The sequence below is a fragment of the Thomasclavelia sp. genome (genome assembly GCF_017889095.1).
Classification (GTDB): Bacteria; Bacillota_I; Bacilli_A; order Erysipelotrichales; family Coprobacillaceae; genus Thomasclavelia.
On record NZ_JAGHEW010000200.1, the window covers coordinates 1 to 9,568 of the forward strand.

Sequence of the window (9,568 nt, forward strand, 5' to 3'; positions counted from 1 at the left end):
AGTTACAGTCAGCCGCGTTTAGCCACTTCGCTACTCCTCCATCATGGTGCCGGCTAAAGGACTTGAACCCTCAACCTACTGATTACAAGTCAGTTGCTCTACCAATTGAGCTAAGCCGGCTTTATTTTCTTTTAAATGGTGGAGGTTAACGGGCTCGAACCGCTGACCCTCTGCTTGTAAGGCAGATGCTCTCCCAACTGAGCTAAACCTCCTCGAACACTGCCCTATTAATATACCAAACAATTTTTAATTGGTCAATACTTTTTTGTAACTTTTTTAATTTTTTTATATTTTTTTCTCCATTCATCCCTAAAAGCTTCAATTTATTAAATCAAGTTATTAAGATAAGTCACGATTTTGGAAATTCTTTATTATCTTCTAGTCTTTTCCAGCTACAATATGATAAAATAGATATAAGAAGTTCGTTTTTTATAGAAAGGTGGTATTTTATGAGAACTTATCATGCAAATGAAATCGGTAACGTCGCTGTTTTAGGTCATTCTGGCTGCGGTAAAACCAGTATTGTTGAAGCAATGGCTTATCGAAGCGGGTTAATTGGCCGCACTGGCAACGTTAGCGAAGGAAACACTCTAAGCGATTACAGCGAAGAGGAAATAAACAGAAAATCATCAATTAACTTATCTGTTATTCCAGTAGAATGGAATAATTGTAAAATTAATTTAATTGATGTTCCTGGGACTTTTGATTTTGTCGGAGAATGCGAAGCCGCATTAAGCGTTTGTGAATCCGCATTGATCATTGATCCAGCAACAGCTGGAATTAGTGCTGGAACTAAACAAGCTATGTTTAAAGCTCGTGACAAAGCAAAAATAATTTATATCAACGGGCTAGATAATCCTAATAGTGATTACCCTACTAAATTACAACAATTAAAAGATACTTATGGTAAGGCAATTGCCCCAATTCAAGTTCCAATCATGGAAAATAATAAAATGATTGGATATGTAAATGTAGCTAAAATGGAAGGTCGTTTCTTTGACGGTGATCACACTGTAGCTGGTGATATTCCTGAAGAATTAATGGATGAAGTTTTACCAATCAAAGAAATGATCGATGAAGCGGTTGCTAATACAAGTGATGAATTATTGGAAAAATACATTAATGAAGAACCATTTACTAAAGATGAAATTTCTTTAGCATTACGTCAAGGGGTCATGTCTAAAGAATTAATTCCGGTATTATGTGGTACTGATCAAATCGGAATCCAAATTATCTTAAATTCAATGGTTGCTTTCTTTAGTGCTGCTGGTGATATGTCTAATTCATTGATCGTTAATAATATTGATAAAAATGAAGAAGAAATTATCGGCTATGATGAAAGCTTACCAGCTAGTATCTTTATCTTTAAAACGATTGCTGATCCATTTGTTGGTCGAACATCATTATTTAAAGTTGTAACTGGTACTGTTTATAGTGGTAGTTCATTATATAATGTTAAAGCTAAAGAAGTTGAAAAAATCACTAAATTATATCAGCCTGTTGGTAAAGATTTAGTGCCAGTTGACTGCTTACACGCTGGTGACATTGGTGCTTTAACTAAATTAGCTTATAGTAAAACTAATGATACTTTATGTATTGCGGGATATCAAATTATTGTTCCAGAAATTGAATTTTCTACTCCTTACTATGGTAAAGCTATCGTACCAGTAGGAAAGAGCAATGAAGAAAAAATCGCTAATGCAATCAATAAATTATTAGAAGAAGATCTAACTTTGAAATTTAATCCTAATAGTGAAACTAAACAACAATGTATTTATGGAATCGGTGATATTCATTTAGATACCATGTTAAATAAATTAAAAAATAAATTCAAAGTCGAAGCTACATTAGAAGATATTAAGATTCCATATCGGGAAACAATTAGAAAATCAGTTACCCAAAGAACTCGTTATAAAAAACAATCAGGTGGTCATGGTCAATTTGGTGAAGTTGAAATCACTTTTGAACCAACTCACGATTATGACCAGTCGTATGTTTTTGAAGAAAAAGTATTTGGTGGTGCTGTCCCTAAATCTTATTTCCCTGCCGTTGAAAAAGGTTTGATTGAAAGTGTTAAAAGTGGTGTTTTAGCCGGATATCCAGTTTTAGGAATCAAAGCTACTTTGATCGATGGTTCATATCATACTGTTGATTCATCAGAAATGGCTTTTAAAACAGCTACGATCATGTGCTTTAAAGAAGCAATTCCTAAAGCAACCCCTGCTTTATTAGAACCATATATGAAAATGAAAGTTATCGTTGATGAAGCTTATACTGGTGATATCATGAGCAATTTCAATACCAAACGGGCTCGTGTTATCGGTAGTGATGTTTTAAACGACGGTTTAATCAAAATTGTTGCTGAAGCACCAATGCGTGAAGTAATGAACTATGCCGTTGATTTACGTTCAATCACTCAAGGACAAGGTGTCTTTGAAATGGAATTTTTAGATTATGAATTTGCTGGTGAAAATGTCGTTCGCGAAGTTGTAAAGAAATAGAATTAATATTTACCAAAAAAAACAATGATTGAAAGCTTTAATTATAATTGCAAAAATGCTATTATATAAACTGAAATGGGGGTAAATATGAATATTTTAGTTTGTGGCGGTACTGGATATATCGGCAGTCATATTTGTGTAGAATTATTAGAAGCTGGATATGATGTAGTCGTGATTGATGATTTTTCAAATTCCAAACCAGAAGTATTAACTTATATCAAAGAAATAACCGGTAAAGAAGTTAAATTTTATGAATTTAATATTTTAGATGAAGCAAAAACTGAAGCTGTTTTCAAAGAAAACAAACTAGACGCTGTAATTCACTGTGCTGCTTTTAAAGCTGTTGGTGAATCAATGGAAAAACCAATTGAATACTATACTAACAACTTAATGACTACTTTGATTGTTAGTAAGATGATGAAAAAATATAACGTTAATCAAATCGTCTTTTCATCAAGTGCAACTGTTTATGGTGATCCTGAAGTTGTCCCAATTACTGAAGATTGTAAACTAGGTGATACAACTAATCCTTACGGTACTAGTAAAGCAATGATGGAAAGAATCTTAACTGACGTTCAACATGCTTGTCCAAATATGTCAGTTTCTTTACTTCGTTACTTCAATCCAATTGGTGCTCATGAATCAGGTTTATTAGGTGAAGATCCTAAAGGTATTCCTAATAACTTAATGCCTTATATCATGAAAGTAGCAACTGGTGAACTTGAATGTCTAGGAGTTTTTGGTGATGACTATGATACTCATGATGGAACTGGTGTTCGTGATTACATTCATGTAGTTGATCTAGCTAAAGGCCATGTTAAAGCTATTGAACATTATCAAGCACCTGGAGTACATATTTGTAATTTAGGTACTGGTACTGGTTATAGCGTTTTAGATTTAGTTAAAACATTCCAACGAGTAAATAACGTTACCGTAAAATACGAAATCAAAGATCGTCGTCCTGGTGATATTGCAACATGCTATGCTGATCCTTCAAGAGCTAAACAGGAACTTGACTGGCAAGCAACTAAAGGTATTGAAGAAATGTGCCGGGATACTTGGAACTATGCACTAAAACATAAATAAAAGGATATGAAATGACATATCCTTTTTTATAAGTTGTTTTTAGTTAATATTTTTGTTATGATATAGTAGTATTTTATGGAGGCTAATGATGGAAAAAATAAAAAAATTATGGAAAGAAATTAGCATCTTTGGGATAGTATTAGTAGTTTTTATCGGTCTGATTGTTTATCGTAAGATCGTTTTCGTTGAATATACGACTATTTCTCAAAGCGAACTAGTTGAAAAAGTTGATGATGGTGATAGTTTCGTTGTTGTAATTGGCAATAATAGCGATACGACAACTTTATCATATCAAGAAACAATGTCTAAATTTGTAGAAAATCACCGCAGTGAAAAACTATATTATGTTGATATCTCTGAAGATGAAAATTATGGCAACTGGTTAGAAGAAAAATTAGACATTACTGATTCTACGATACCGCAAACAATTGTTTTTAAAGACGGTAAAGTTAAACAAAGCCGTACAGGTGCTATTTCATATTATCGATTAACTCAGTTATATAAATAAAAGATTGTTGACTAACCAACAATCTTTTTATTATTTTACATAAACTCGTTCTACTCGTTTACTAATTAAACAAATAATTTCATAAGGAATTGTATCCAATTCCTTAGCCATGCTGGCAAGACTAATGTGTTCTCCAAAGATTTCTACTTGATCACCAGCTTTGATCGTTTCATCAACGCGAACCATCATTTGATCCATACAAACACGACCAACTATTTCATAATATTTACCAGCGATATATACTTTACGTCCCTGATTTTTTCTAATTAAACCATCAGCATAACCAATCGGAATGGTGGCAATATATTCATCTTCATTAGCCGTGTAAATAAGTCCATAACCGACTTGTTCCCCTTTTTTGATTTGTTTAACTAACGAAACTTTTGAATACAACGACATAACCTGTTTATATTCATCGCTTTCTTGACCTGCGGGATCAATACCATACATCACAATGCCAATTCTACCTAAATTAGAACCAGTATCATGATGATAAGTCATTGCTGCACTGTTACAACAATGGATATATTTAAATTGATGATCACCAACTAAACGATAAAACATTTCTCGCTGTTTTTCAAACGCTTCTCTTTGACCATCGGCAGTAGCATAATGAGTAAAAATTCCATCTAAAACAAACTTATTACGATCAATCGCCGCTAATAATTCATCTAATTCTTCTTTAGAAGTTAGTCCAATGCGATGCATTCCAGTATCTAATTTAATATGGACTTTAAGCGGTTTATCATCAATCAATGAAGTTAGATGATGCATATATTCAAGCGAGATCATCGTTAATGTAATATCATATTTGATTGCTAAATCAATTTCTTCTTTAGTTGTCGGTACCGCTCCTAAAACTAATATCCCCTTTTCAATTCCTAATTCTCTTAATTCAATCGCTTCTGGTAATGTTGCTACCGCAAACATTTCAATATAATCAATATCTTTAATATACTTAGCTACTTCATGATAACCATGACCATAAGCATCAGCCTTGATAACCGCCATTAATGGACGTTTAAATTTATGATAAACAGTTTCAATATTGTCTTTTAAATACTTTAAATTAATCTTTGCGTATGTATCCCTATATAAACTCATAACTTACTCCTTTGCCCTTCTAGTATAATCCAATCTACCCTGGAATTCAAACATTTTTAAACTATGTATTAGAGGCATTGCCTCTATTTTAAATTAGATGATTGCATACTGCTGATGACACTAACCATTTCATCTTTATCAAGGTCTTGAGAATAAACTTTACATAAAACCCCTGATTTCATCATCATTAATTCGCCATCATTATAAAAAGCAACCCCATCAACTAAATCAATTGCTTCCCCACTAACATTTTCCACTACAATACTGTCACTAGCTTCAACCGGTGTTTCTATAACTGTAAAGCTTTTATCACCGGTAAATTTTAAAATATGATTAGTTGTTCCATCAATCGTTGATACTTCTTCACTATCCAAGGTTGACCCCATCAATGCAATTGGATATAACGGTAAATCGCTGCTAGCTGATGAATATTCAGTTTTAGCACTTTCTAAAACTTCTTTTTCATTAAAAGCATCCGAATTTAAATCAATATCGGTTTTAAATTCAGTAAACTCAGCTGTAATAATTTCAGCATCTTCTTTATCTAAGACCGTTACCTGTTTAGGTGCTAATGATTTATCAAAAACCATTTCCTGCATCGCAATCCGACTATCATTTGGATAAGTAACCTCACTTCTTACCTGATAACCATCTTTTATTTTTTCAACTTCTCCTTTTTCCAATAATTCAATCAATGATTGATAAATATAAGGTTTTGGTGAGTTGTTAGGCCATTCACTTTGAAATTTAAAAATTTGATTTAAAGTCGGTGTCAACACAAATACTCCATCACCGTTTTTAATAATTATCTGTGACTGATTCAAAGCCTTATCATATAACTCTACTTTATAATATTCATTATTATCATTACTTAAATAACTAACGTTGACAAGATAACTTTTTAACTCATCATTTTCCACCATTTCCATATTACAAGTAAGTGTATATTTATCATACGCTTTCACTTTTTCAATCGTCTTATCTAAAGATGTATCTTTAAATTTAAAAAAGACCAGTGTGGCAATAACAGCGACAACCATCACCGAAATACCAATATAAATTTTTTTCAATTTTACACCCCCACTAATAAAATATGTAAAAATTACAATAATATGTATAAAGATATTTTATTGGGATAGAATTTAATAAGGAGGATGTAGATAATGAATATATTACAAAAAATATCATTAGTATTAACAATTATCGGTGCTCTAAATTGGGGTCTTATCGGTTTATTTAATTTTAATTTAGTCGATACGATCTTTGGTGTTGATAGTTTTTTATCAATGTTGATATATATCTTAGTTGGAATTGCCGGTATTATTAATATTATGTTACTATTTACAGATTTAGATACTAAATAAAAATGAGGAGTTAATTACTCCTCAAAGACAAATGGAGTCATTTCTCCATTTTTTTTATTGATCCGAATTCGGTTTTTTACCATCTTTAACATCGGAATATCATGAGTAGAATCTGAATAAGCATAAGAATTTTCATAATCAATCGTCATGTTTAAATCATTGATTACTTGATTTAAACGAACTACTTTTTGTCCATCCTTACAGTTTTTTCCAATCATTTTACTAGTATATTTACCATCAATGATCTTAGTCTTTGTTCCTAATATTCCATCAACTGGCAAATCACAAAAACGCAAATAACCTTCAATCGATGCTGAACAAATATAAACCATATAGCCTTCAGCTTTTTTTTGCTTTAATTCAGCGACTACATTAGGATAATATTTAGGAACTAAACAAGTTTGATAAAAATCATTTAGCTCTTGTTCATTTAATTTATCCATGGGAAATAACCAGGCACTTTTAGCTCTTTGAAAACTAACAATCTTAAGTAAATATAAACCAAATAAAACGGCTACTTTAATTAAACGCCACGATGATAAAGGATGTTTTTTTAGATAATATTTTAATAATGCCTGCCCAGAATCACCATGAATCAAAGTATCATCAAAATCAAAAAAAGCAAATTTTTGTTTCATTAAGCAATCTCCAAAGCAATTTCCATCATTGCAGTAAATGTTTGTTCTCTTTCTTTAGCGGTTGTTTCTTCACTGCTTACCAAAGAATCCGATACCGTTAATAATGTTAAAGCTTCTTTATTATAATAAGCTGCTATAGCAAACAGAGCATAAGTTTCCATTTCCACACCCAGACAGCCCATTGAAGCCCATTTTTGATTACAATCTTTATCCACGTGATAAAAAATATCCGAAGAAACGACATTTCCAACATGAAAATCTACTTTCTTTTTACGAGCCTGTCCAACTGCCTGTTCTAGTAAATTAAAACTAGAAATCGCACTATAAGTTCCTGGCAGTTGATACTGATGAGCAAAATTGGAATCTGTACAAGCCCCTTGAACAATAATAATATCGCGTAATTTAATTTCTGGTTTAAGCGCTCCACAAGAACCAATTCGAATTATTCTTTCGACACCATAATGGTTAAATAATTCATGACAATAAATTCCAATTGAAGGCATTCCCATTCCCGAACCCATGATAGAAACTTCTTTTCCATGATAAGTTCCCGTATAACCTAACATATTTCTAACAGTATTAAATTCTTTTACATTTTCTAAATAAGTTGTCGCTAAAAACTTCGCCCGTAACGGATCACCAGGCATTAAAACAGTTTTAGCGATTTCACCAGGACTAGCCTGATTATGTGGTGTTGCCATTTTATTCCCTCCTAATCTTGTTTAACTAAACCATCTTTAAAATAATAATATGTTTCTTTTTCTAACGGATCACTTAATTTTTCTCCAGAAACAGCTGCAATTAAATTATCTAAATATTTATCAACATCATTAACTCCCAGTTGAGCAAAGTATCCATCTAAGACTACAAATGGTCCAAAACCATAATCATCTTGATTAAAATCAATGATATTTTCAATAATTTGATCATAAGCCGCTTTTACTTCAACTAAAGTTTCCCGATTATCCATATCATATTCAACAATTTTCATGTGCTCACCAAATTCTTCTTTTATTATTGGTAAGCCATTATCAGTAAAATTCTGGCAATTAGCACAGCCTTCTAGATAAAAATAATATAGTGTATAAGTATCTGTGTATTCTCTTTTTTCTTCTTTACAACCAATTAATGTGATCATTAAAACTAAGATCATTACTAATTTAATTATTCTTTTCATATTGCACCTCATAGTCATTATACCCTAAATCCATCTTTAGTAAAAGCTTGTTTTAGTTTAAAACGTAAATCACTAATTTTAACTTATTCACCAAAAAATCCAGTTATTATTAAATAACTGGAAGATATTGAGCTATTTTATCTTGATTGATTACAAACGGTAAATAAATCAAAACATTTATAATCAATAATCCTATTTGTAATAATAAACCCGTTATCCCTGAAGATAAATAACCAGAAATTAAAATCGGTGTTGTCCATGGCAGCTGTACACCATTAGTCAGCCAAACCAGACCTAATGCCATACTAGAATAAGCTATAATGGTATTAACAATTGGACATAAAATAAAGGGAATCATTAATTTCATATTTAAAATAATCGGCAACCCATAAACAAGCGGTTCATTAATATTAAAGATTGCTGGCACTAAAGAAATTTTAGCAATTTGTTTATTACCATGATCTTGACAAATAAATAAAGCAATGATCAATGCCATTGTTGAACCACAACCGCCTAAATGTGTGTATTGTGACTGAAAACTTTGCGTAATAATATGTGGTGGCATCTTTCCTTGATTAATCGCTAAAAGATTTTCAAGTGAAAAAGTCATTAAAACCGGTGTCATAACTGAATTAAAGATATATGTTCCATTAAAACCGAAAAACCAAAACAAACTAATTCCCATATTAACAATGACCAATGAAATAAGATGCCCACCAAGATTCTTTAACGGTAAAGTAATCATGCATTGAATAAATTCAGGAATAGTTATTTTAAAAATACCATCACTAACAAAACGTATCATTAAAATAAAAATGATCAAGATCATATCAGGAATTAACACTTCAAAACTTCTAATAACATCATCTGGTATTTGAGGAATCATTTTTATTCGTAGATTCAATGAATTAATTTTATGTAATAAAAAGGGTATTAATATAGCTACGATCATCGCTAAAAATATATTGTTGCTACTTAAATACTTAACGTCAATCATTTCAGTTTGATCAAAGAGAGTTACTGGACATAAAGCTAAATAACTAAGTAATGTTAATACCATTCCATTGATTTTTTCTAACGTATATTGAATGCATGCTTCATAGCTAATAGAAATAACGATAAACAAAGCAATATAATTATAAAACGCATTAATGATCATTGGAATGATCGTTACATAAACAATTCCTAAA

10 protein-coding genes and 2 tRNA genes are annotated in these 9,568 nt (G+C 31.5%); 4 read left to right on the top strand and 8 right to left on the bottom strand.

Annotated features, from left to right (window positions below; translation table 11 throughout):
• Window positions 1–44 precede the first annotated feature (44 nt).
• Window positions 45–120 (bottom strand) — tRNA-Thr (locus J7M77_RS08545).
• 16 nt (window positions 121–136) lie between these two features.
• Window positions 137–212: transfer RNA gene (locus tag J7M77_RS08550), tRNA-Val, on the bottom strand.
• Window positions 213–449: 237 nt separating this feature from the next.
• Here J7M77_RS08550 and J7M77_RS08555 point away from each other — a divergent pair.
• From J7M77_RS08555 to J7M77_RS08565, 3 genes are all read left to right on the top strand, one after another.
• Complete coding sequence (locus tag J7M77_RS08555; RefSeq protein WP_296877492.1) at window positions 450–2,501, top strand: translation factor GTPase family protein; 2,052 nt, start codon at window positions 450–452, stop codon at window positions 2,499–2,501.
• An 87-nt stretch (window positions 2,502–2,588) separates the two neighbouring features.
• Entirely contained in the window at window positions 2,589–3,587 is a 999-nt protein-coding gene (gene galE / locus J7M77_RS08560) for a UDP-glucose 4-epimerase GalE (RefSeq protein WP_296877494.1), read from the top strand.
• 88 nt (window positions 3,588–3,675) lie between these two features.
• Window positions 3,676–4,095, top strand: a complete 420-nt coding sequence (locus J7M77_RS08565; protein ID WP_296877496.1) for a hypothetical protein — start codon at window positions 3,676–3,678, stop codon at window positions 4,093–4,095.
• A 30-nt stretch (window positions 4,096–4,125) separates the two neighbouring features.
• Here J7M77_RS08565 and alr read toward each other — a convergent pair whose 3' ends face one another.
• The gene (gene alr / locus J7M77_RS08570; RefSeq protein WP_296877497.1) at window positions 4,126–5,199 is read right to left on the bottom strand and encodes an alanine racemase; all 1,074 of its coding nucleotides are present in this window, start codon (window positions 5,197–5,199) and stop codon (window positions 4,126–4,128) included.
• A gap of 83 nt (window positions 5,200–5,282) precedes the next feature.
• Window positions 5,283–6,269 carry a hypothetical protein gene (locus J7M77_RS08575; RefSeq protein WP_296877499.1) on the bottom strand — a complete coding sequence of 329 codons (987 nt, stop codon included), beginning with the start codon at window positions 6,267–6,269 and terminating at the stop codon, window positions 5,283–5,285.
• Window positions 6,270–6,362: 93 nt separating this feature from the next.
• Between J7M77_RS08575 and J7M77_RS08580 the strand changes: the two genes are divergently transcribed.
• The gene (locus J7M77_RS08580; RefSeq protein WP_296877501.1) at window positions 6,363–6,563 is read left to right on the top strand and encodes a DUF378 domain-containing protein; all 201 of its coding nucleotides are present in this window, start codon (window positions 6,363–6,365) and stop codon (window positions 6,561–6,563) included.
• A gap of 14 nt (window positions 6,564–6,577) precedes the next feature.
• Here the strand turns inward: J7M77_RS08580 and J7M77_RS08585 are convergent, their stop codons facing one another.
• From J7M77_RS08585 to J7M77_RS08600, 4 genes are all read right to left on the bottom strand, one after another.
• The gene (locus J7M77_RS08585; protein ID WP_296877503.1) at window positions 6,578–7,201 is read right to left on the bottom strand and encodes an HAD family hydrolase; all 624 of its coding nucleotides are present in this window, start codon (window positions 7,199–7,201) and stop codon (window positions 6,578–6,580) included.
• Window positions 7,201–7,902, bottom strand: coding sequence for a purine-nucleoside phosphorylase (deoD, locus tag J7M77_RS08590; protein ID WP_296877505.1), 702 nt, complete (start codon window positions 7,900–7,902; stop codon window positions 7,201–7,203). The genes J7M77_RS08585 and deoD overlap by 1 nt, the downstream gene beginning before the upstream one ends.
• Window positions 7,903–7,913: 11 nt before the next feature.
• Complete coding sequence (locus J7M77_RS08595) at window positions 7,914–8,378, bottom strand: hypothetical protein (protein WP_296877507.1); 465 nt, start codon at window positions 8,376–8,378, stop codon at window positions 7,914–7,916.
• Window positions 8,379–8,487: 109 nt separating this feature from the next.
• Window positions 8,488–9,568: PTS transporter subunit EIIC (locus J7M77_RS08600; protein WP_296877509.1), on the bottom strand; the 1,081-nt coding region annotated here is incomplete at its 5' end.

Coding starts and splice junctions, on each gene's coding strand:
- alr (WP_296877497.1), bottom strand. CDS start 5,199: ATGAGTTTATATAGGGATACATACGCAAAGATTAATTTAAAGTATTTA.
- J7M77_RS08585 (WP_296877503.1), bottom strand. CDS start 7,201: ATGAAACAAAAATTTGCTTTTTTTGATTTTGATGATACTTTGATTCAT.
- galE (WP_296877494.1), top strand. CDS start 2,589: ATGAATATTTTAGTTTGTGGCGGTACTGGATATATCGGCAGTCATATT.
- deoD (WP_296877505.1), bottom strand. CDS start 7,902: ATGGCAACACCACATAATCAGGCTAGTCCTGGTGAAATCGCTAAAACT.
- J7M77_RS08580 (WP_296877501.1), top strand. CDS start 6,363: ATGAATATATTACAAAAAATATCATTAGTATTAACAATTATCGGTGCT.
- J7M77_RS08555 (WP_296877492.1), top strand. CDS start 450: ATGAGAACTTATCATGCAAATGAAATCGGTAACGTCGCTGTTTTAGGT.
- J7M77_RS08595 (WP_296877507.1), bottom strand. CDS start 8,378: ATGAAAAGAATAATTAAATTAGTAATGATCTTAGTTTTAATGATCACA.
- J7M77_RS08565 (WP_296877496.1), top strand. CDS start 3,676: ATGGAAAAAATAAAAAAATTATGGAAAGAAATTAGCATCTTTGGGATA.